General features: G+C 58.5%; 15 protein-coding genes. 13 read left to right on the top strand and 2 right to left on the bottom strand.

The features are described 5' to 3' along the window. Nucleotides 1-168 precede the first annotated feature (168 nt). Nucleotides 169-3,498 (top strand): diguanylate cyclase, encoded by a 3,330-nt coding sequence (locus OTG14_RS11025; RefSeq protein WP_048992960.1) that lies wholly within the window; start codon nt 169-171, stop codon nt 3,496-3,498. Here the strand turns inward: OTG14_RS11025 and alkA are convergent. Beyond that, the gene (alkA, locus tag OTG14_RS11030; protein WP_267215059.1) at nt 3,463-4,335 is read right to left on the bottom strand and encodes a DNA-3-methyladenine glycosylase 2; all 873 of its coding nucleotides are present in this window, start codon (nt 4,333-4,335) and stop codon (nt 3,463-3,465) included. The genes OTG14_RS11025 and alkA overlap by 36 nt on opposite strands. A gap of 130 nt (nt 4,336-4,465) precedes the next feature. Between alkA and yegD the strand changes: the two genes are divergently transcribed. The 12 genes from yegD to yegS all read left to right on the top strand — a co-directional run bounded on the left by yegD (nt 4,466) and on the right by yegS (nt 22,009). Further along, entirely contained in the window at nt 4,466-5,818 is a 1,353-nt protein-coding gene (yegD, locus tag OTG14_RS11035) for a molecular chaperone (protein WP_048992955.1), read from the top strand. 212 nt (nt 5,819-6,030) lie between these two features. Then, entirely contained in the window at nt 6,031-7,233 is a 1,203-nt protein-coding gene (locus OTG14_RS11040) for an MdtA/MuxA family multidrug efflux RND transporter periplasmic adaptor subunit (RefSeq protein WP_090419606.1), read from the top strand. Beyond that, nucleotides 7,233-10,355 (top strand): MdtB/MuxB family multidrug efflux RND transporter permease subunit, encoded by a 3,123-nt coding sequence (locus OTG14_RS11045; protein WP_267215060.1) that lies wholly within the window; start codon nt 7,233-7,235, stop codon nt 10,353-10,355. Before OTG14_RS11040 ends, OTG14_RS11045 begins: the two co-directional genes overlap by 1 nt. After that, a complete protein-coding gene (mdtC, locus tag OTG14_RS11050) occupies nt 10,356-13,433 on the top strand; it encodes a multidrug efflux RND transporter permease subunit MdtC (RefSeq protein WP_090419599.1) in 3,078 nt (1,025 codons plus the stop codon). Next, complete coding sequence (mdtD, locus tag OTG14_RS11055; protein WP_267215061.1) at nt 13,434-14,849, top strand: MFS transporter; 1,416 nt, start codon at nt 13,434-13,436, stop codon at nt 14,847-14,849. Then, nucleotides 14,846-16,249 carry an envelope stress sensor histidine kinase BaeS gene (baeS, locus tag OTG14_RS11060; protein ID WP_039025016.1) on the top strand — a complete coding sequence of 468 codons (1,404 nt, stop codon included), beginning with the start codon at nt 14,846-14,848 and terminating at the stop codon, nt 16,247-16,249. The genes mdtD and baeS overlap by 4 nt, the downstream gene beginning before the upstream one ends. Then, nucleotides 16,246-16,968: an envelope stress response regulator BaeR gene (gene baeR / locus OTG14_RS11065; RefSeq protein WP_024908120.1), complete on the top strand. Its 723-nt coding sequence runs from the start codon at nt 16,246-16,248 to the stop codon at nt 16,966-16,968. The genes baeS and baeR overlap by 4 nt, the downstream gene beginning before the upstream one ends. Nucleotides 16,969-17,103: 135 nt before the next feature. Then, entirely contained in the window at nt 17,104-17,436 is a 333-nt protein-coding gene (locus OTG14_RS11070) for a YegP family protein (protein ID WP_267215062.1), read from the top strand. Between the two features lie 153 nt (nt 17,437-17,589). Beyond that, nucleotides 17,590-18,951, top strand: coding sequence for a prephenate-dependent tRNA uridine(34) hydroxylase TrhP (trhP, locus tag OTG14_RS11075; protein ID WP_267215063.1), 1,362 nt, complete (start codon nt 17,590-17,592; stop codon nt 18,949-18,951). Between the two features lie 417 nt (nt 18,952-19,368). Further along, a complete protein-coding gene (ssp4, locus tag OTG14_RS11080) occupies nt 19,369-20,334 on the top strand; it encodes an Ssp4 family T6SS effector (protein WP_267215064.1) in 966 nt (321 codons plus the stop codon). A gap of 61 nt (nt 20,335-20,395) precedes the next feature. After that, nucleotides 20,396-20,947, top strand: coding sequence for a hypothetical protein (locus OTG14_RS11085; RefSeq protein WP_232473026.1), 552 nt, complete (start codon nt 20,396-20,398; stop codon nt 20,945-20,947). Nucleotides 20,948-21,109: 162 nt separating this feature from the next. Then, entirely contained in the window at nt 21,110-22,009 is a 900-nt protein-coding gene (gene yegS / locus OTG14_RS11090; protein ID WP_032646512.1) for a lipid kinase YegS, read from the top strand. Between the two features lie 70 nt (nt 22,010-22,079). Here the strand turns inward: yegS and fbaB are convergent, their stop codons facing one another. Next, complete coding sequence (fbaB, locus tag OTG14_RS11095) at nt 22,080-23,132, bottom strand: class I fructose-bisphosphate aldolase (RefSeq protein WP_023312424.1); 1,053 nt, start codon at nt 23,130-23,132, stop codon at nt 22,080-22,082. Between the last annotated feature and the right edge of the window lie 28 nt (nt 23,133-23,160).

The following is a 23,160-nucleotide window of genomic DNA, read 5'->3' on the forward strand; positions in this document are numbered from 1 at the left end:
GTTTAATCGTTTTTTTTAACGGAGTAAGTATTTAATAAGTCTATGGTGTCAAATTCTGAGCGGTCACCATATGAATTGTAAATTGTTTGTACTAGCATAAACCAAATTATCAAATTCACGCGTTCGGACATCTTCCCTGACGGCATGACGTCTCTGGATAAAGCGGTAATGAATAAACAATACCAGCGGGTTTTGGTTACCACCCCACATCCTCTAATACGACTTGTCTGTCTGGGCCTGGTCACCTTTATCTTTACCTTATTTTCGCTGGAGCTCACCCGCTTCGGTACCCTGCTGGCCCCGCTCTGGTTCCCCACCGCCATTATGATGGTGGCGTTTTACCGCCATGCGGGGAAAATGTGGCCGGGAATCGCCCTGGCCTGTTCGTTCGGCAATGTTCTGGCCTCGTGGATGCTGTTTTCATGGGGGTCGGTCAGCTTCATCTACCCTTCTATCAACGTCATTGAGGCCGCTATCGGCGCGCTGTTTCTGCGCAAATGGCTCCCGTGGTACAACCCGCTGCAGAATCTGAACGACTGGATCCGCGTGGCCATCGGCAGCGCGCTGGTTCCGCCGCTGGTGGGCGGTATTCTGGTGTCTCTGCTGGCACCCGGCCCTGAACCCCTGCGCAATTTCTTCGTCTGGGTGTTGTCAGAAGCCATTGGCGCGCTGGCGCTGGTGCCGCTGGGCCTGCTGTTTAAACCCCATTATCTGCTGCGCCACCGTGACCCGAGATTGCTGCTGGAAACGCTGACCACGCTGGCCGTAACGTTAGCCCTCAGTTGGGCAGCCATCACCTGGCTGCCGTGGCCTTTCACCTGCGTGATTGTTCTGCTGATGTGGAGCGCCGTGCGCCTGCCACGGATGGAAGCGTTCATGGTGTTTCTGGTCACCGTAATGGTTGTGTCGCTGATGATTGCCCGTAACCCTCTGGCGCTGACCACGCAGCACGCCGGGCCGATGCTGAACGCCCCCTGGCTGCCGTTCCTGATGCTGCTCCTGCCCGCTAACGTGATGACCATGGTGATGTACGCCTTCCGCGCCGAGCGCAAACACATCACCGAAAGCGAGGAGCGCTTCCGCAATGCGATGGAGTATTCGGCCATCGGTATGGCGCTGGTCAGCATTGAGGGCAAATGGCTTCAGGCTAACAAGGCGCTGTGCAATTTCCTCGGCTACAGCCAGACTGAGCTCCAGTCGCTGACCTTCCAGCAGCTCACCTGGCCGGAAGATCTGCACACCGACCTGGAACAGCTTGAACAGCTGGTCAATGGCGATATCAATACCTATACCCTCGAGAAGCGCTATTACACCCGCGACGGGGAAGTGGTCTGGGCACTGCTGGCCGTCTCCGTCGTGCGTCATGCCGACGGCTCGCCGCTCTATTTTATCGCCCAGATTGAAGACATTAACGACCTGAAGCAGACCGAATGGGTCAATAAGCGCCTGATGGAGCGCATTACGCTTGCTAACGAAGCGGGCGGCATCGGCATCTGGGAGTGGGATCTGGAGCCAGACATTATCAGCTGGGACAAGCGGATGTTTGAGCTGTATGAAATCCCGCCGCACATCAAGCCCACCTGGCAGCTCTGGCATGACACGATGCTGCCGGAAGATCGCGCCCACGCAGAGAAGGTGCTGCGGGACTCTCTGATTTCCCGTCTGCCGTTTAAGCTGGAATTTCGCATTCGCGTGAAGGAAGGCGTGCGCCATATTCGCTCCCTGGCGAACCGGGTGCTTAATAAGCAGGGTGAGGTCGAACGGCTGCTCGGCATCAACATGGACATGACCGAGGTTAAGCAGCTCAACGAAGCCCTCTTCCAGGAAAAAGAGCGTCTGCACATCACCCTCGATTCTATCGGTGAAGCGGTACTGTGTACCGATATCAACATGAACGTCACCTTTATGAACCCGGTGGCAGAGAAAATGAGCGGCTGGCTGCAGACCGAGGCTATCGGCCAGCCGATCCTGAAGGTGTTGCACATCACCTTTGGTGAAAAAGGGCCGCTCATGGAGAATATTCACAGCGGCGATATGTCCCGTTCCGATATCGATCAGGACGTGGTGCTGAATTGCCGTACCGGTGGAAATTTCGATATTCATTACAGCATTACGCCGCTCAGCACGCTGGATGGGCAGAATATTGGCTCAGTTATCGTGATTCAGGACGTGACCGAGTCGCGCAAAATGCTGCGCCAGCTCAGCTATAGCGCCTCCCACGACGCCCTGACCCATCTGGCAAACCGGGTCAGCTTCGAAAATCATCTCAAACGCCTCCTGCAGACCGTTCGCGAAACGCGCCAGCGTCATGCCCTGGTCTTTATCGATCTCGATCGCTTCAAAGCCGTCAACGATACGGCAGGCCACGCGGCGGGCGATGCCCTGCTGCGGGAACTCTCTTCCCTGATGTTGACCATGCTCCGCTCCAGCGACGTGCTGGCGCGTCTGGGCGGGGACGAGTTCGGCTTACTGTTACCGGACTGCAATATTGAAAGCGCGCGCTATATTGCCGGTCGCCTGATCCACACGATCAATGACTATCACTTTATGTGGGAAGGCCGCCTGCACCGGATCGGCGCCAGCGCCGGCATCACGCTGATTGATGAAAATAACCATCAGGCGTCGGAGATCATGTCGCAAGCGGACATTGCCTGTTATGCCTCAAAAAACAGCGGGCGCGGCATGGTGACGGTTTATGAACCCCAGCAGGAGCGTGATCACCACACGCGCAGCATGATGTCGCTTGATGAACAGTGGCACATGATTAAAGACAATCACCTGATGATAATTGCCCGCAGCGTCGCCTCCCCGCGCATCCCGGAAAGCAGTAATTTCTGGCTGCTGTCGTTACGCCTGTGGACCAGTCAGGGCGAAGTCCAGGAAGAGCATGCTTTCCGCTCGGGCCTGGCGGAACCTGAGCTTTTGCACGCCCTCGACAGACGTATTTTTAGCGAATTTTTCCGGACCTATGCAGCCCAGATCGCCAGTAAAGGCATGGGTGTGGCACTGCCGCTTTCTGAGGCCGGTTTAGCCAGCGTGACGCTGGTCGATGAGCTTCTCGACCTGCTGGATAAAAGCCCCATGCCGGGTCGTTTGCTACATCTGGTTATCTCTGCCGATGTGGTGTGCAGCCCGGATAAAAACCTGCAGCGGAGTCTGCAAAAGCTTCGCCAGGCGGGCTGCCGCGTGATCTTCAGCCAGGTGGGACGCGATATGAACGTCTTTACCCACCTGACCGCGAATATGGCCGACTATCTGATGCTGGACGCTGAGGTGGTAAGCAACGTGTATGGCAATCTGATGGATGAGATGATGGTGACCATTGTGCAGGGCCACGCCCAGCGTCTGGGAATGAAAACCATCGCGGGCCCCTGTAACCAGCCCATCATGATGGATACGCTCTCCGGCATCGGCATTGATTTTATCTTTGGTGACACCATCGCCGAGCCGCAGCCGCTGGATCTACTGCTCAACACCAGCTATTTCGCCATCAACTGACGGCGCCCAGCCGTCGGTGTACCAGATGTGCAGCAGCGCGTAAGAGCGCCACGGCTGCCAGCGCTCGGCATAACGACGAATTTGCGCGGGCGTCATCCCGGCAAAGCGTTGTTTAATCAGGTAATCATCCGGAAGAAATACATCTTTCGCCTGCCAGCCGCGCAGGGCCAGATAATTTGCCGTCCAGCGCCCTATCCCCGGCCGCTGCTGTAGCGCCTTCATCCCCTCCTCTATGTTCGCGGGTGGGAAAAGCGGAAACGTCCCGTCGATGACCGACTGCGCCAGATGAATCAGCGACTCCGCGCGCTTTACCGGCATACCTAACGCTTTCAGCGCCAGAGGATCCGCTGCCGCCAGCGCCTGCGGCGTGGGGAAGCAGAGATAGCCCGGGCAATCGGCCACGGGTTCGCCGCATAACGCCACCACGCGCGACGCCAGCTTCGCCGCCATCGCAACGCTCACCAGCTGTCCGAGAATCGCCCGGACGCCCTGCTCGTACGCATCCATCGCTCCCGGCAAACGCAAGCCCGGCCGGGCAGCACCGAGAGTGCCCAGCGTATCCGCGATGTGCTGCGGATTGCAGGCAAGATCGAACAGGCGTTCGATGCGTTCAAGGCACGTCTGCGCAACCGGAATTAACCCCGGGCTGAGGGTCACGGTCAGCGTATGGGTGGCGATATCCGGCGTCACGCGGAAGATCCCCTGATGCCCTTCGCAGGCAAAACTGCGCTCGTAGTAGTCGTGCGTGACGGTTTCAATGCCCGTTACCGCACGCGCGCCAAGAAAGTCAAACATCCACTGCCAGTCATAAGGGGGAAGCCAGGTGAGGGTATACATCGTTACTCCTTTTTTAGTGTTATCAGCATAAACGGAAAGACCCTGTATTGCCTTGCTTTCATATTCCTGTTGTCGCCATGCAGACATTTCGTTAAAGTCTCGCCCCTTCTCACCGGCATGGGGATTCATCGTGTTTATTGGATTTGACTACGGTACGGCAAACTGCTCGGTTGCGATTATGCAAAACGGGCAGCCACGGCTCCTGAAAATGGAAAAAGAGAGCACGCTGCTGCCGTCTATGCTCTGCGCACCGACGCGTGAAGCGGTGAGCGAATGGCTGTTTCGTCACCATCAGGTTCCGGCCACGGCGGCGGAGACCCAGGCGCTGCTGCGCCGGGCGGTCAGCTTTAACCGCGAGGAAGACATCGACGTTACGCCGTCCAGCGTGCAGTTCGGTCTCTCTTCGCTCGGGCATTACATTGAAGACCCGGAAGAGGTCTACTTCGTTAAGTCACCAAAATCCTTCCTCGGTGCCAGCGGCCTGAAGCCACAGCAGGTCGCGCTGTTCGAAGACCTGGTGTGCGCGATGATGCTGCATATTCGTCATCAGGCGCAGACGCAGGTCTCCAATGCGATTACCCAGGCGGTGATTGGCCGTCCGATCAACTTCCAGGGGCTGGGCGGCGACGAGGCCAACCAGCAGGCGCAGGGGATCCTTGAGCGTGCGGCGCACCGCGCGGGCTTCCGCGACGTGGTGTTTCAGTATGAGCCGGTTGCCGCGGGGCTGGACTTTGAAGCCACACTGACTGAAGAAAAACGCGTATTAGTCGTGGACATCGGCGGGGGCACGACGGACTGCTCGCTGCTGCTAATGGGCCCGCAGTGGCATAACCGTCGCGATCGTGAAAACAGCCTGCTCGGGCATAGCGGCTGCCGCGTAGGCGGTAACGATCTTGATATCGCGCTGGCATTTAAGAGCCTGATGCCGCTGCTCGGCATGGGCGGCCAAACGGAAAAAGGCATCGCCCTGCCGATCCTGCCGTGGTGGAACGCGATTGCCATCAACGATGTGCCTGCGCAAAGTGATTTTTACAGCACCGCCAACGGCCGCTTCCTGAACGATCTGGTGCGTGATGCGCAGGACGGTGAAAAAGTCGCCCTGCTCTATAAAGTGTGGCGCCAGCGTCTGAGCTACCGCGTGGTGCGTACCGCGGAAGAGAGCAAAATCGCCCTGTCCGATCGCGCTGAACATGCGGTCTCCCTGCCGTTTATCAGCGACGAACTGGCAACCGCCATTTCGCAGGACGGGCTGGAGGCGGCGCTCGCGCAGCCGCTGCAGCGCATTCTGGAACAGGTGCAGCTGGCGCTGGAAAACGGCAAAGAGAAGCCGGACGTTATCTACCTGACCGGGGGTAGCGCCCGTTCGCCGCTGATTAAAAAAGCGCTGGCGGAACAGCTGCCGGGTATTCCGATTGCGGGTGGAGATGACTTTGGCTCCGTTACCGCAGGGCTGGCACGCTGGGCGCAGGTGATGTTTAGCTAGCGTTGTTGCGGTGCGGTCTGGTGCCCTCACCCCGGCCCTCTCCCACAGGGAGAGGGAGAAAACACCCAAAACGGCAACGGATGTTGCCGTTTTGCGTTTACCTCCATTCAGACCATTCCTGACAGTCTTCCATATTTCCTCCATTTTTCCGCTGTGTTGCCTGACTAAACTAGTATCATTCCCCGAAGTCTTCAGGATGAGAACGTATAACGATGAAAGGCAGTAATAAATCCCGCTGGGCAATCGCCGCTGGCATCATTGTGGTGGTCCTTGCCGCCGCCTGGTACTGGCACAGTCAATCCGCGAATTCCGCCGCACCCGCTGGTGCCACCAGCCAGGCTCAGCGCCCAACAGGCGGAGGGCGCCACGGCATGCGCGGCGGCGCGCTGGCGCCGGTCCAGGCGGCGACGGCGGTGAATAAAGCCGTTCCTCGCTATCTCACAGGTCTCGGGACCATTACCGCCGCCAACACCGCCACGGTGCGCAGCCGCGTCGACGGCCAGCTGATGGCTATTCACTTCCAGGAAGGACAGCAGGTTAAAGCGGGCGATCTGCTGGCCGAAATCGACCCGAGCCAGTTTAAGGTCGCCCTCGCCCAGGCGCAGGGGCAGCTCGCGAAAGACAACGCGACCCTCGCCAACGCCCGTCGCGATCTGGCCCGCTATCAGCAGCTGGTGAAAACCAACCTCGTGTCTCGTCAGGAGCTGGATACCCAGCAGTCGCTGGTCAGCGAAACGCAGGGCACCATCAAAGCCGACGAAGCCGCGGTAGCCAGCGCCCAGCTGCAGCTGGACTGGAGCCGCATCACCGCGCCGATTGACGGACGCGTGGGCCTGAAACAGGTCGATATCGGCAACCAAATCTCCAGCGGCGACACCACGGGCATCGTGGTGATCACCCAGACCCACCCGATTGATTTAGTCTTTACCCTGCCGGAAAGCGACATTGCGACGGTGGTGCAGGCGCAAAAAGCCGGTAAAGGCCTGGTGGTGGAAGCCTGGGACCGCACCAACAAGCAGAAGCTGAGCGAAGGCTCTCTGCTCAGCCTGGATAATCAGATCGACACCACCACCGGCACCATCAAGCTGAAGGCGCGCTTTAATAACCAGGACGATGCCCTCTTCCCGAACCAGTTTGTCAACGCGCGAATGCTGGTCGCCACCGAAGAAAACGCGGTGGTGATCCCCACCGCTGCGCTGCAGATGGGTAACGAAGGCAACTTCGTCTGGGTGCTTAACAGCGACAATAAGGTCAGCAAGCACCTGGTGAAAACCGGTATTCAGGACAGCCAGACGGTGGTTATCAGCGCTGGCCTTTCCGCAGGCGACCGCGTGGTTACCGACGGCATTGACCGTCTGACCGAAGGGGCCAAAGTGGAAGTGGTTGAACCTGCGAAACAGGGAGAGAAATCCTGATGCAGGTTATGCCCCCAGGCTCTACAGGTGGGCCGTCACGCCTGTTTATCCTCCGTCCAGTCGCCACCACGCTGCTGATGGTGGCGATCCTGCTCGCCGGGATTATCGGCTATCGCTTCCTGCCCGTGTCGGCGCTGCCGGAGGTGGATTACCCCACCATTCAGGTGGTGACGCTGTATCCCGGCGCCAGCCCGGACGTGGTGACGTCCGCCATTACCGCCCCGCTGGAGCGCCAGTTCGGCCAGATGTCGGGGCTAAAACAGATGTCCTCCCAGAGTTCAGGCGGGGCGTCCGTCGTGACGCTGCAGTTCCAGCTGTCGCTGTCGCTGGACGTCGCCGAGCAGGAGGTACAGGCCGCTATCAACGCCGCCACCAACCTGCTGCCGTCGGACCTGCCTAACCCGCCGGTCTACAGCAAGGTGAACCCGGCGGATCCGCCGATCATGACGCTTGCCGTCACCTCCTCCGCCATGCCGATGACCCAGGTCGAAGACATGGTCGAAACGCGCGTGGCGCAGAAAATTTCACAGGTCTCCGGCGTTGGCCTCGTCACCCTGGCGGGCGGCCAGCGCCCGGCAGTGCGCGTCAAGCTTAACGCGCAGGCCATCGCCGCGCTGGGGCTCACCAGCGAGACCATCCGCAGCGCCATCAGCAATGCCAACGTCAACTCGGCGAAGGGCTCGCTGGACGGCCCAACCCGCGCCGTCACGCTCTCGGCGAACGACCAGATGCAGTCCGCCGACGAATATCGTCAGCTGATTATCGCCTACCAGAACGGCGCGCCGGTGCGTCTGGGCGACGTGGCGACCGTAGAACAAGGCGCGGAAAACAGCTGGCTGGGAGCCTGGGCCAACAAGCAGCAGGCGATCGTGATGAACGTGCAGCGCCAGCCGGGTGCCAACATCATCGAAACCGCCGACAGCATCCGCACCATGCTGCCGCAGCTGATCGAAAGCCTGCCGAAATCGGTCAGCGTGAAGGTGCTTTCCGACCGTACCACCAACATTCGCGCGTCGGTCACCGACACCCAGTTCGAGCTGATGCTGGCGATTGCGCTGGTGGTGATGATCATTTATCTGTTCCTGCGCAACGTTCCGGCGACCATTATTCCCGCCGTCGCCGTACCGCTCTCGCTGGTCGGCACCTTTGCGGTGATGGTGTTCCTCGATTTTTCGATCAACAACCTGACGCTGATGGCGCTCACCATCGCCACCGGGTTCGTGGTGGATGACGCTATCGTCGTCATCGAGAACATCTCGCGCTATATCGAGAAAGGTGAAAAACCGCTGGCCGCCGCGCTGAAAGGCGCAGGAGAAATCGGCTTTACCATTATCTCGCTGACCTTCTCGCTGATTGCGGTGCTGATCCCGCTGCTGTTTATGGGCGATATTGTCGGGCGGCTGTTCCGCGAATTTGCCGTGACGCTGGCGGTCGCCATTCTGATCTCCGCCGTGGTGTCGCTGACCCTGACGCCGATGATGTGCGCCCGCATGCTGAGCCATGAGTCCCTGCGCAAGCAAAACCGCTTCTCGCGCGCCTCCGAGCGCATGTTCGAGCGCATTATTGCCGCCTACGGTCGCGTGCTGGCGAAAGTCCTCAACCACCCGTGGGCCACGCTCGGCGTGGCGCTCGGCACCCTGGCGCTCAGCGTGATGCTGTGGATTTTCATTCCGAAAGGCTTCTTCCCCATCCAGGACAACGGCATTATTCAGGGCACGCTTCAGGCCCCACAGTCGGTCTCTTTTGCCAATATGGCGCAGCGCCAGCAGCAGGTATCTGACATCATCATGAAGGATCCGGCGGTAGAGAGCCTGACCGCTTACGTCGGCGTGGACGGCACCAATCCGTCGCTGAACAGCGCGCGTCTGCAGATCAACCTCAAGCCGCTGGATGAGCGTGACGATCGCGTCAACGCCGTCATTGAGCGGCTGCAAAACGCCGTGGCCCGCGTGCCGGGCGTTGAGCTTTACCTGCAGCCGATTCAGGATTTGACCATCGATACCCAGGTCAGCCGCACGCAGTACCAGTTCACGCTGCAGGCCACCACGCTGGATGCCCTCAGCACCTGGGTGCCGCAGCTGGTGAATAAGCTTAACACCCTGCCGCAGCTCGCCGACGTCAGCAGCGACTGGCAGGACAAAGGGCTGGCGGCGTATGTGAACGTCAACCGCGACGCCGCCAGCCGTCTGGGCATCACCATGGCGGACGTGGATAACGCCCTGTACAACGCCTTCGGTCAGCGTCTGATCTCCACCATCTACACCCAAGCCAACCAGTATCGCGTGGTGCTGGAGCACGACACGGAAAACACGCCCGGCCTGTCGGGGCTGGACTCGGTGCGCCTGACCAGCAAAGACGGCGGCATTGTGCCGCTGAGCGCTATCGCCACGGTGGAAGAGCGCTATACCCCGCTGTCGATCAACCATCTGGATCAGTTCCCGTCCACCACCATTTCCTTCAACGTGCCGGACAATTATTCTCTTGGCGAAGCGGTGGAGGCCATTCAGGCGGCTGAAAAAGAGCTCAGCTTCCCGTCCGACATTCAGACCCAGTTCCAGGGCAGCACCCTGGCGTTCCAGGCTGCGCTGGGCAACACCATCTGGCTGATCGTCGCGGCAGTTGTGGCGATGTACATCGTGCTCGGCGTGCTGTACGAAAGCTTTATCCACCCGATCACCATCCTCTCTACCCTGCCGACGGCGGGCGTGGGGGCGCTGCTGGCATTAATGCTGGCGGGCAGCGAGCTGGACGTGATTGCCATCATCGGCATCATCCTGCTTATCGGGATCGTGAAGAAAAACGCCATCATGATGATCGACTTTGCCCTGGCCGCCGAGCGCGAGCAGGGCATGTCGCCGCGCGATGCGATTTTCCAGGCCTGCCTGCTGCGTTTTCGTCCGATCCTGATGACCACGCTGGCCGCCCTGCTGGGTGCGCTGCCGCTGATGCTGAGCACCGGCGTCGGCGCGGAGCTGCGTCGTCCGCTGGGTATCGGCATGGTCGGCGGTCTGCTGGTGAGCCAGGTGCTGACGCTGTTCACCACGCCGGTGATCTACCTGCTGTTTGACCGCCTGGCGCTGTGGACCAAAAGCCGCTTCCCGAAACGTGAAGAGGAGGCATAAGTGAAGTTTTTCGCCCTCTTCATTTATCGCCCGGTGGCGACGATCTTAATCTCGCTCGCCATTACCCTCTGCGGCGTGCTGGGCTTCCGGCTGCTGCCGGTGGCGCCCCTGCCGCAGGTGGATTTCCCGGTGATCATGGTCAGCGCCTCGCTGCCGGGCGCCTCGCCGGAAACCATGGCCTCGTCCGTTGCCACGCCGCTGGAGCGCTCGCTCGGGCGGATTGCGGGGATCAACGAGATGACCTCCAGCAGCTCGCTGGGCAGCACGCGCATTATTCTGGAGTTCAGCTTCGACCGGGATATCAACGGTGCGGCGCGCGACGTGCAGGCGGCCATCAACGCCGCACAAAGCCTGCTGCCGAGCGGGATGCCGAGCCGCCCAACATACCGCAAGGCCAACCCGTCCGACGCGCCGATCATGATCCTGACGCTGACCTCGGATACGTACTCGCAGGGGCAGCTTTACGACTTTGCGTCTACCCAGCTGGCGCAGACAATCTCACAAATTAACGGCGTCGGTGACGTGAGCGTCGGCGGGAGCTCCCTGCCCGCCGTGCGCGTGGGGTTAAACCCGCAGGCGCTATTCAACCAGGGCGTGTCGCTGGACGACGTGCGCTCCGCCATCAGCAACGCCAACGTGCGTAAACCGCAGGGGGCGATTGAGGACAACAGCCACCGCTGGCAGATCCACACTAACGACGAGCTGAAAACCGCCGCGGAATACCAGCCGCTCATCATCCACTATAACAACGGCGCCGCGGTGCGCTTAAGCGACGTGGCCAGCGTCACCGACTCGGTGCAGGACGTGCGCAACGCCGGGATGACCAACGCCAAGCCGGCGATTCTGCTGATGATCCGCAAGCTGCCGGAAGCGAACATTATCGAGACAGTGAACAGCATTCGCGCCCGTCTTCCGGACCTGCAGCAGACCATCCCGGCAGCAATCGATCTGCAAATTGCCCAGGATCGCTCCCCGACCATTCGCGCCTCGCTGGAAGAGGTGGAGCAAACGCTGGTGATCTCCGTCGCGCTGGTGATCCTGGTGGTCTTCCTGTTCCTGCGATCCGGCCGCGCGACGCTGATCCCGGCGGTGGCCGTGCCGGTATCGCTGATCGGTACCTTTGCCGCCATGTACCTGTGCGGCTTTAGCCTTAACAACCTGTCGCTGATGGCCCTGACGATTGCGACGGGCTTCGTGGTGGATGACGCTATCGTGGTGCTGGAGAACATTTCCCGCCATCTGGAAGCGGGCGTGAAGCCGCTGCAGGCTGCCCTGCAGGGCACGCGCGAGGTGGGCTTTACGGTGCTCTCCATGAGCCTGTCTCTGGTGGCGGTATTCCTGCCGCTGCTGCTGATGGGCGGGCTGCCGGGCCGGCTGCTGCGCGAGTTTGCCGTCACCCTCTCCGTCGCCATCGGCATTTCGCTGGTTATCTCCTTAACGCTGACGCCAATGATGTGCGGCTGGATGCTCAAGCGCAGCAAACCGCACTCGCAGCCGCGCCGCAAAGGCTTTGGACGTTTCCTGATGGCGATGCAGGAAGGCTACGGCAAATCGCTGAAGTGGGTGCTGAACCATACGCGGCTGGTTGGCCTGGTGCTGATCGGCACCATCGTGCTCAACGTCTGGATGTACATCACCATCCCGAAAACCTTCTTCCCGGAGCAGGACACCGGCGTGCTGATGGGCGGGATTCAGGCGGACCAGAGCATTTCGTTCCAGGCCATGCGCGGCAAGCTGCAGGACTTTATGAAGATCATTCGTGAAGACAAAGCCGTGGATAACGTGACCGGCTTTACCGGCGGGTCACGCGTTAACAGCGGGATGATGTTTATTACCCTGAAACCGCGCGGCGAGCGCAACGAAACCGCCCAGCAGGTGATTGACCGCCTGCGGGTGAAGCTCGCCAAAGAGCCGGGGGCCAACCTGTTTTTGATGGCCGTTCAGGATATCCGCGTCGGCGGCCGTCAGGCGAACGCCAGCTATCAGTACACGTTGCTCTCGGACGATTTAGCCGCCCTGCGCGAGTGGGAGCCGAAGATCCGCAAGGCGCTGGCCGCCCTGCCGGAGCTGGCGGACGTCAACTCCGATCAGCAGGACAACGGCGCCGAGATGGCCCTGACCTACGACCGTGAAACCATGTCGCGGCTGGGCATCAACGTTGAAGCCGCCAACAGCCTGCTGAACAACGCCTTCGGCCAGCGCGAGATCTCCACCATCTACCAGCCGATGAACCAGTACAAGGTTGTGATGGAAGTTGACCCTCGCTATACCCAGGACATCAGCGCCCTGGACAAGATGTTTGTGATTAACAACGACGGCAAGGCGATTCCGCTCTCCTATTTCGCCAGCTGGCAGCCTGCCAACGCGCCGCTGTCGGTGAACCATCAGGGGCTGTCGGCGGCGTCGACCATCTCGTTTAACCTGCCAGTTGGCTCATCACTTTCGGAGGCCAGCGACGCAATCAACCGCGCGATGACCCAGCTTGGCGTGCCGTCCACCGTGCGCGGCAGCTTTGCCGGGACCGCGCAGGTGTTCCAGGAGACGATGAACTCGCAGGTGATTTTGATTCTGGCCGCCATCGCAACGGTCTATATTGTGCTTGGCGTCCTGTATGAGAGCTATGTGCACCCGCTGACCATCCTCTCGACGCTGCCGTCGGCGGGCGTGGGGGCACTGCTGGCGCTGGAGCTGTTCGGCGCGCCGTTCAGCCTTATCGCGCTCATCGGGATCATGCTATTAATCGGCATCGTGAAGAAAAATGCCATCATGATGGTGGACTTCGCGCTGGATGCCCAGCGCAACGGCAACCTCTCGCCGGAAGAGGCGATCTTCCAGGCCTGCCTGCTGCGCTTTCGTCCGATTATGATGACCACCCTGGCGGCGCTGTTTGGCGCGCTGCCGCTGGTGATCTCGGGCGGTGACGGCTCAGAGCTGCGCCAGCCGCTGGGGATCACCATTGTCGGCGGCCTGGTGATGAGCCAGCTGCTGACGCTGTACACCACGCCGGTGGTCTATCTGTTCTTCGACCGCCTGCGGCTGCGCTTTTCGCGTAAAAACAGAACCACGGTGACTGAGTAGATGACAGATCTCCCCGCTAACGTTCGCTGGCAATTATGGATAGTCGCCTTCGGCTTTTTTATGCAGTCGCTGGATACGACCATCGTCAACACCGCCCTCCCCTCCATGGCGAAAAGCCTGGGGGAGAGCCCGCTGCATATGCACATGGTGATTGTCTCCTACGTGCTGACGGTTGCCGTGATGCTGCCCGCCAGCGGCTGGCTGGCCGATAAGGTCGGCGTGCGGAATATCTTCTTTACCGCCATCGTGCTGTTTACCACCGGCTCGCTGTTTTGCGCGCAGGCCAATACCCTCGACCAGCTGGTGATGGCGCGCGTTCTGCAGGGCATCGGCGGGGCGATGATGGTGCCCGTCGGGCGGTTAACGGTGATGAAGATTGTGCCGCGCGAGCAGTACATGGCGGCGATGACCTTTGTCACCCTGCCCGGTCAGGTGGGGCCGCTGCTGGGCCCGGCGCTGGGCGGCATGCTGGTGGAGTACGCCTCCTGGCACTGGATCTTCTTAATCAACCTCCCGGTAGGCATCATCGGCGCGATGGCCACCCTGACGCTGATGCCGAACTACAAAATGCAGACCCGGCGCTTTGATTTCTTCGGTTTTATCCTGTTGGCCGCCGGTATGGCCACGCTCACCCTGGCGCTCGACGGGCAAAAAGGACTGGGGATTTCGCCCCTGACGCTCGGGCTCCTGATCGCGCTCGGTGTTACCGCCATACTGTGGTATCTGTGGCACGCCAGAGGAAACGACAAGGCGCTGTTCAGCCTGGCGTTGTTTAAAAACCCCACTTACCGTCTGGGCCTGTCTGGCAGCTTCGCCGGACGCATCGGCAGCGGGATGCTGCCGTTTATGACGCCCATTTTTCTGCAAATTGGCATGGGTTTTTCGCCATTCCACGCGGGCCTGATGATGATTCCGATGGTGCTCGGCAGCATGGGAATGAAGCGCATTGTGGTGCAGGTGGTGAACCGCTTTGGCTATCGACACGTGCTGGTGGCGGCCACGCTGGGGCTGGCGCTGGCCAGCCTGCTGTTTATGGCCGTGGCGCTGATGGGCTGGTACTACCTCCTGCCGCTGGTGCTGTTCTGCCAGGGGATCATCAACTCCATGCGCTTCTCGTCGATGAATACCCTCACGCTAAAAGACCTGCCGGACGATCTGGCGAGCAGCGGCAACAGCCTGCTGTCGATGGTGATGCAGCTCTCCATGAGCGTGGGCGTGACTATCGCGGGGTTACTGCTCGGCATGTACGGTCAGCACCACCTCAGCGTCGACACGCCGGTGGCGCATCAGGTCTTTATGTATACCTACCTCAGCATGGCGATCATCATCGCCCTGCCCGCTTTCATCTTCGCCAGAGTGCCGGATGATACCAGCAAGAACGTCGTGATTAGGCGCGGCAAAAGGAGTGGCTCATGAAATTCTGGCGTCCGGGTATTACCGGCAAGCTCTTTGTAGCGATCTTCGCCACCTGTATTGTCCTGCTGATCACCATGCACTGGGCGGTGCGGGTCAGCTTCGAGCGCGGCTTTATTGATTACATCAAGCATGGCAATGAGCAGCGTTTGCAGGGACTGAGCGATGCGCTGAGTGAACAGTACGCCCAGCACGGCAACTGGCGTTTTCTGCGCAACAATGATCGCTTTATTTTCCAGATCCTGCGCTCGCTGGAGCACGATACTGGCGACGATCGTCCGGGCCCGGGCATGCCGCCGCACGGCTGGCGCACCCAGTTCTGGGTAATCGACCAGGATATGCGCCCCCTGGTTGGCCCGCGCGCGCCGATACCGCCGGACGGCACCCGGCGGGCGATTAAAGTCAATAACGCCACCGTTGGCTGGGTGATCGCCTCCCCGGTGGAGCGCCTGACGCGCAACACCGACATCAACTTTGACCGCCAGCAGCGTCGCACAAGCTGGCTGATTGTCGCGCTCTCCACGCTGCTCGCCGCGCTCGCCACCTTCCCGCTGGCGCGCGGTCTGCTCGCCCCGGTGAAACGCCTGGTGGAAGGCACGCACAAGCTCGCCGCCGGGGATTTCACCACCCGCGTCGATACCCGCAGCCAGGACGAACTGGGCAAGCTGGCGCAGGACTTTAACCAGCTCGCCAGCACGCTTGAGAAAAACCAGCAGATGCGCCGCGACTTTATGGCCGATATTTCACACGAGCTGCGTACGCCGCTGGCGGTGCTGCGCGGCGAGCTCGAGGCCATTCAGGACGGCGTGCGCCAGTTTACGCCCGAATCGGTGGCTTCCCTGCAGGCGGAGGTGGGCACGCTCACCAAGCTGGTGGACGATCTCCACCAGCTCTCTATGTCCGACGAAGGCGCACTGGCCTACCAGAAGGCGCCCGTAGACGTCATTAACGTGCTGGAGGTGGCGAGCGGCGCCTTCCGCGAACGCTTTGCCAGCCGCAACCTGAAAATCGACCTCTCCCTGCCGGACAGCGCGGTGGTGTTTGGCGACAAAGACCGGCTGATGCAGCTGTTCAACAACCTGCTGGAAAACAGCCTGCGCTATACCGATAGCGGCGGCGGGCTGCTGATTTCCGGCAGACAGGAAAACGGGCGCTTTGCCCTTACCTTCGCGGATTCCGCACCCGGCGTGCAGGACGCGCAGCTGGAAAAACTGTTTGAACGTTTTTACCGTACCGAAGGCTCCCGCAATCGCGCCAGCGGCGGATCCGGTCTGGGGCTGGCGATTTGCGTTAATATCGTCGAGGCGCATAATGGCACGATCCGCGCCGCCCATTCGCCTTTTGGCGGGGTTAGCATTACAGTAGAGTTACCTCTGGAACGGGATTTATCGAGAGAAGTATGACCGAGTTACCGATTGACGAAAACACGCCGCGCATTTTGATCGTCGAAGACGAACCCAAGCTGGGACAGCTGCTGATCGACTATTTACGCGCGGCCAGCTATGCCCCGTCACTGATAAGCCACGGCGACCAGGTGCTGCCGTACGTGCGCCAGACCCCACCTGACCTGATCCTGCTGGATCTGATGCTTCCCGGGACCGATGGCCTGACCCTGTGCCGGGAAATTCGCCGCTTCTCCGACGTCCCGATCGTCATGGTCACCGCCAAAATTGAAGAGATTGACCGCCTGCTGGGGCTCGAAATCGGCGCGGACGACTACATCTGCAAGCCCTACAGTCCGCGCGAGGTAGTCGCCCGCGTGAAAACCATTCTGCGCCGCTGCAGGCCGCAGCGCGAGCTTCAGGTGCTGGACGCCGAAAGCCCGCTGATTGTCGACGAAAGCCGCTTCCAGGCAAGTTGGCGCAGCAAGCTGCTGGACCTGACCCCTGCGGAGTTCCGCCTGCTGAAAACCCTCTCCCACGAGCCGGGAAAAGTCTTCTCCCGCGAACAGCTGCTGAACCACCTGTATGACGATTACCGCGTGGTGACCGACCGCACCATCGACAGCCATATCAAAAACCTGCGCCGCAAGCTGGAGGCGCTGGACGCCGAGCAGTCTTTTATCCGCGCGGTGTATGGCGTGGGGTATCGCTGGGAAGCGGATGCGTGCAGGATTGCGTGACCTTTCGACGAAGAAACCCGCCCTAAGGCGGGTTTTTCTTTTCTGGAATCAATTCAGGAATCAACCATACTCTTTTTACCGGTTCGCTTACTGATAACTGGTGCCTCTCATTTTACTTTCGATCAAGGAGTTCCTATGTCTGGTTGGTTCGAATTAAGTAAAAGCAGTGATGGTCAGTTCAGGTTTGTGCTGAAGGCTGGAAACGGAGAGATCGTTCTGACCAGCGAGCTTTACACCAGCAAAAGTGCCGCCGAAAACGGCATTGCCTCCGTACGCACGAACAGCCCCCTGGACGAGCGCTATGAGAAGAAAACGGCCTCTAACGGTAAGTTCCATTTCAATCTAAAGGCGGGCAACCATCAGGTGATTGGCAGCAGCCAGCTTTATGCAACGGAACAATCGTGTGATAAGGGCATCGCCTCGGTCAAAACTAACGGGTCTACCCAGACGGTAAAAGACAACACCTGACAGCACGACGCGCGCCGGGAGAGCGGTGACGCGACCCGGCGCTTTACCTCCCCGCCCCGCAGCGCTACAATGCCCGCCCTTAAAGTGGGGGATCTCCCCTTACCGCTGCACCTGGTGCCGCGGATCTGACCTGTCATCAGAACGAGAACAAACATGTTTAAACCGGAACTCCTTTCCCCGGCGGGAACGCTGCAAAATATGCGTTACGCTTTCGCCTATGGTGCCGATGCTGTCTACGCGGGCCAGCCTCGCTATTCGCTGCGCGTACGTAACAACGAATTCAACCACGAGAACCTGCAGCTCGGCATCAACGAAGCGCATGCCCTGGGCAAGAAATTCTACGTGGTGGTCAACATCGCGCCGCACAACGCCAAGCTGAAAACGTTCATTCGCGACCTGAAGCCGGTGGTGGATATGGGGCCGGACGCGCTGATCATGTCGGACCCGGGCTTAATCATGCTGGTTCGGGAGAATTTCCCGGAGATGGATATTCACCTCTCCGTACAGGCTAACGCCGTCAACTGGGCGACGGTGAAGTTCTGGAAGCAGATGGGGCTGACCCGCGTCATTCTGTCTCGCGAATTGTCCCTTGAAGAGATCGAAGAGATCCGCACCCAGGTGCCGGATATGGAAATCGAAATCTTCGTTCACGGCGCGCTGTGCATGGCCTACTCTGGCCGCTGCCTGCTCTCCGGCTATATCAACAAGCGCGACCCGAACCAGGGCACCTGCACCAACGCCTGCCGCTGGGAATACAACGTCCAGGAAGGCAAAGAAGATGACGTCGGCAACATCGTTCACAAGCACGAGCCGATCCCGGTGACCAACGTTGAGCCGACGCTGGGCATCGGCGCGCCAACCGACAGCGTGTTTATGATTGAAGAAGCCAAACGTCCGGGCGAGTACATGACAGCCTTTGAAGACGAGCACGGCACCTACATCATGAACTCGAAAGATCTGCGCGCCATCGCCCACGTCGAGCGTCTGACCCAGATGGGCGTGCACTCCCTGAAGATTGAAGGCCGCACCAAATCCTATTACTACTGCGCGCGTACCGCGCAGGTATACCGCAAAGCCATCGACGATGCGGCCGCCGGTAAACCGTTCGATACCAGCCTGCTGGAAACTCTGGAAGGCCTGGCGCACCGCGGCTATACCGAAGGCTTCCTGCGCCGTCATACCCACGACGACTACCAGAACTACGAGCACGGCTACTCCGTTTCCGAGCGCCAGCAGTTTGTCGGTGACTTCACCGGCGAGCGCAAAGGCGCGCTGGCGGCCGTCGCGGTAAAAAACAAGTTTACCAAAGGCGACAGCCTGGAGCTGATGACCCCGCAGGGCAACATGAACTTCACGCTGGAACATCTGGAAAACGGTAAAGGTGAAAAGATTGAGGTGGCACCGGGTGATGGTCATACCGTCTGGCTGCCGGTTCCGGAAGAGGTGGAGCTGAAGTTCGCCCTGCTGATGCGTAACTTCAACGGTGAAAGCACCCGAAACCCACACGGCAAATAGTCAATCAGGGAAATTTTTTCGCGCTGGGATAATTCTTAGAATCGGATCACATACCGCTTCGTTCAATACGGGTATTATCCCTCCGCTGAAAAACATAACCCATAAATGCTAGCTGTACCAGGAACCACCTCCTTAGCCTGCGTAATCTCCCTTACGCGGGCTTATTTTTTTGTACAATTCAGTCCACTTAGTCAGAATGAAATTGCACCGCCCCACCAAATGAAGGGTGTTGATTCGCGCCAGCGTCTGCTGGAATATCTTTTAGGAAAATCGGGCGGGTATATGATATCCATCACAATTTTCATTGGTTCTGGCAGGATGGCTCGTTATTCGGATCATTCCTAATTCCCGTCCATAACATGCCCTTTACTCTTGATTTCTTAGCGTTATACGATTTCACACGGACGGAGAGACAACATGACTTTTCCTGGTCAGATTTCAAAGGATATTCCGGATTACGAACTCGCCCGCAGTCTGGGTCTAGCCTCCGGGGGCGATATTAATTTCACCGCCCTTGCCAATCAGCTGGACTGTAGCCGTAACTTTAGCCAGGTTGGGATCATCTACTCAGACGGTGCGCGTCAGTGGTTAGTGAGACCCTCAAGACGGATTGCGACGCCAAACGAAAGCTCGGTGAGTCATGTCGTCATCACTAAAGTAAACGCCTCATCAAGTAATCCTCTCCAGGCAACGACGACGACGATTCAGTCACCTTCATTAGCGACTGAAATAGGTTCTACGGCGATTTCTTGCGGAGCTGCCATTCTCACTGTCGTACTTGCTGCAGGTGCAGGTATGGCCATTCCTCTCACCGCAGGTTCTTCCGGCGCTGTTGCCGCTGTGATTGTCGCTGGTGGTGTAGCAACAGGAATTCAGTGTGCAAACGGGCTTGGCCGCTTGTCACTTATTGCCATGAATCATAATGACTATGTTGTGTGGATGGATTCCCAGGAGTGGTATACCGCAACCAATACTGCTCTTGATGCGATTTCACTTGCCGGGGCTGCTGCGGGTCTAAAAAGCGCTGTATTAACCTACCGCCTACTTAATCGCTCAACGTCTGAAAGTTTACTCTCGTTATTACAAAAAATGAGCCGGGCAGACCGCACGCGGTTAACTGAGGAAATCATTCGTATCCGAAATCCCGGGATCTCTAATTCAGGGGTTAAAGCAGCGATGAAAGCTGGCGTTTACCCTAAACGTTACCCCTCGGAAGCGCTGCAGCTGCTCTTACAGCGAGAGCTGTTGAATGCTATTTCAAACTCCTCAGCATTTGTTGGCAGTGCTGTCTCGGGTACAATCCGTAATCCTCAGAATATTACACAATCTGGTAAATACGTTTTTGGTTTGATTCAGTCTTTTTCGTTTACAGGAAGTTATTGACCCGGACATGATAAATTACATCAAAAAGAGCCTTTCATTAAGTGCTGTGATAACAGGTGAAATGGCGACTGACGATTGCCAACGGCTTGAATCATTGAAAAATCGCTTAAAAGGTCAGTTCGGTGTTCCTGTGGGTGTACATATGACAGGTATTCCCTTAGCAATAAGTACCTTACTCACTATTTTTTGCTACGCTATGCTACAAGTTTCTGTCTGGATGTTGCTATTTCGCCTGCTCGGCTTACCTGAATTTAAGGTAATGATGGGAGTATTCCTTGCAGCAGTGGTGTATTGCATGATTGTAATGAGCACGATGTTTTTAACGGCCAGAGGTTCCTTAACGGGATATAAACTGCATATTTCTGTCATTACACTGACCGGCTTGATGAGCATCGTGTATTTTATCTGGACATGGATTTCACTTTTATTCGGCTCTGTAGAGAATTACACACCGCAAATAACCTCACTATTAGGATTGGGATTTTTCGGCCTGAATATCGTGTGGATGAATACGTCAGTCTTTTACCGTTCAATTGCGCTAACGCTACATAATCGGGTGTGGCGTAAACAGTTGAAAATTGAGAACAGGCAAATGGCAGGGCTCAAACGTTGACACCAAGCGTCAATTGAGGGACCAGCGTATAAAAGGTAAACGCCACGAAGGGGGATAAATCCCCTTTCCGCAGCCTTATTTTTTTCCTTTCATCCTGTTCTTACCCGCTTTTTTCCTCTCTGCTATACACTCTTACTAACGCTAAAAAAGGGAGCAGCGCGGATGGCAACCTATCAAGACAGTTTATTGATTCTCAATGGCAAAAGTGCGGGCAACGATCTGCTGCGTCAGGCAATTCAGGGTTTACGTGACGACGGCGCGCGCATCCACGTAAGGGTAACATGGGAAAAAGGCGACGCGGCACGCTATATCAATGAAGCCCTCGGGCTTGGCGTCAACACCATCATTTCTGGCGGTGGCGATGGCACCATCAATGAGATCGCGTCAGCGCTGATCGACCTGCCCCCGGCAAACCGCCCGGTGATGGGTATTTTACCGCTCGGCACCGCCAATGATTTTGCCACCAGCGCCGGGATCCCCGAGGAGTTAGAGAAGGCGCTCCAGCTGGCGATCCTCGGCAAGGCCACCGCTGTGGATATTGCGCAGGTGAATGATAAAACCTGTTTTATCAATATGGCGACGGGCGGGTTTGGCACGCGCATCACCAGCGAAACGCCGGAAAAGCTAAAGGCGGCGCTGGGCGGCGTGTCGTATCTCATCCACGGCCTGATGCGCATGGACACCCTCAAGCCTGACCGCTGCGAAATTCGCGGCGAGGATTTTCAGTGGCAGGGTGACGCGCTGGTGATTGGCATTGGCAATGGTCGCCAGGCAGGCGGCGGGCAGCAGCTCTGCCCGGAGGCGCTGATCAATGACGGCCAGCTACAGCTGCGTATTTTTACGGGCGACGGCCTGCTGCCCGCGCTGTTTACCACGCTGACGCAGCCGGAAGAGAGTCCGAATATCATTGACGGTAAATCCGCATGGTTTGAGGTGAATGCGCCGCACGGGATGACGTTTAACCTCGATGGAGAGCCGCTGAGCGGAACACAGTTCCGCATTGAGGTGTTGCCCGGCGCGCTGCAGTGTCGGCTGCCGCCGGACTGCGTGCTTTTGCGCTGATGTTTCACACGGTGCGCGATGATGCCCTCACCCCACCCCCCTCTCCCACAGGGAGAGGGAGATGGAGGCGTCAGGCAATCGTGACTTTACTGTCCAGATAGACGTCCTGTACCGCATTGATCAGCTTCACGCCGTCGGCCATCGATTTCTTAAACGCCTTACGGCCAAGGATCAGCCCCATGCCGCCCGCGCGTTTGTTAATAACCGCCGTACGTACCGCGTCTGACAGGTCAGTATCGCCGCCCGCCGCGCCGCCGGAGTTAATCAGCCCCGCACGGCCCATGTAGCAGTTCGCCAGCTGGTAGCGCACCAGATCGATCGGGTTATCGCTGGTCAGCTTGCTGTATACGCGGTCATCGGTATAGCCAAAGTTCACCGCTTTATAGCCGCCGTTATTCTCGGCCATTTTCTGCTTCACAATATCTGCGCCGATGGTCGCCGCCAGGTGGTTCGCCTGCCCGGTCAGGTCGGCCGACACGTGGTAATCCACGCCGTCTTTCTTGAACGCATTGTTGCGCAGATACGCCCACAGTACGGTGACCATGCCCAGCTCGTGCGCGCGTTCAAACGCCGCGGAGATCTCTTCAATCTGACGACGAGACTGCTCAGAACCGAAATAGATGGTCGCCCCTACCGCCACCGCCCCCATATTGAACGCCTGCTCGACGCTGGCGTAGAGGGTCTGGTCATATTCGGTAGGGTAGCTCAGAGTTTCGTTGTGGTTGAGCTTCACAAGGAACGGAATGCGGTGGGCATAGCGACGCGAAACCGAAGCCAGCACGCCGTAGGTGGAGGCTACACAGTTACAGCCCGCTTCAATCGCCAGCTCAACAATGTTCTTCGGATCGAAGTAGAGCGGATTCGCCGCGAATGAGGCGCCCGCCGAGTGCTCAACGCCCTGATCTACCGGCAGAATAGAGAGATACCCGGTGCCGCCGAGCCGCCCGGTGTTGTAGAGCGTCTGCATATTTCGCAGGACCGCAGGCGGACGGTTGTTATCGATCATCACGCGATCAACGTAGTCATGACCAGGCAGATACAGCTGGTCGGCTGGAATGGTCATACAACGATGCTGTAAAAGGCTGTCGGCGTCTTTGCCAAGCAACTGCGCAATATCAGTCATGTGATACTCCCGTAAGTCCGACGTCGTG

The sequence above is a fragment of the Enterobacter pseudoroggenkampii genome (assembly GCF_026420145.1).
In the GTDB taxonomy this organism is placed as follows: Bacteria; Pseudomonadota; Gammaproteobacteria; order Enterobacterales; family Enterobacteriaceae; genus Enterobacter; species Enterobacter pseudoroggenkampii.

What these genes read in the sequence shown, in the direction of transcription:
- OTG14_RS11085 (WP_232473026.1), top strand. Translation starts at nt 20,396, where the DNA reads ATGGCGACTGACGATTGCCAACGGCTTGAATCATTGAAAAATCGCTTA.
- alkA (WP_267215059.1), bottom strand. Translation starts at nt 4,335, where the DNA reads ATGTATACCCTCACCTGGCTTCCCCCTTATGACTGGCAGTGGATGTTT.
- OTG14_RS11025 (WP_048992960.1), top strand. Translation starts at nt 169, where the DNA reads ATGAATAAACAATACCAGCGGGTTTTGGTTACCACCCCACATCCTCTA.
- OTG14_RS11070 (WP_267215062.1), top strand. Translation starts at nt 17,104, where the DNA reads ATGTCTGGTTGGTTCGAATTAAGTAAAAGCAGTGATGGTCAGTTCAGG.
- OTG14_RS11040 (WP_090419606.1), top strand. Translation starts at nt 6,031, where the DNA reads ATGAAAGGCAGTAATAAATCCCGCTGGGCAATCGCCGCTGGCATCATT.
- trhP (WP_267215063.1), top strand. Translation starts at nt 17,590, where the DNA reads ATGTTTAAACCGGAACTCCTTTCCCCGGCGGGAACGCTGCAAAATATG.
- ssp4 (WP_267215064.1), top strand. Translation starts at nt 19,369, where the DNA reads ATGACTTTTCCTGGTCAGATTTCAAAGGATATTCCGGATTACGAACTC.
- baeS (WP_039025016.1), top strand. Translation starts at nt 14,846, where the DNA reads ATGAAATTCTGGCGTCCGGGTATTACCGGCAAGCTCTTTGTAGCGATC.
- baeR (WP_024908120.1), top strand. Translation starts at nt 16,246, where the DNA reads ATGACCGAGTTACCGATTGACGAAAACACGCCGCGCATTTTGATCGTC.
- mdtD (WP_267215061.1), top strand. Translation starts at nt 13,434, where the DNA reads ATGACAGATCTCCCCGCTAACGTTCGCTGGCAATTATGGATAGTCGCC.
- fbaB (WP_023312424.1), bottom strand. Translation starts at nt 23,132, where the DNA reads ATGACTGATATTGCGCAGTTGCTTGGCAAAGACGCCGACAGCCTTTTA.
- yegS (WP_032646512.1), top strand. Translation starts at nt 21,110, where the DNA reads ATGGCAACCTATCAAGACAGTTTATTGATTCTCAATGGCAAAAGTGCG.
- OTG14_RS11045 (WP_267215060.1), top strand. Translation starts at nt 7,233, where the DNA reads ATGCAGGTTATGCCCCCAGGCTCTACAGGTGGGCCGTCACGCCTGTTT.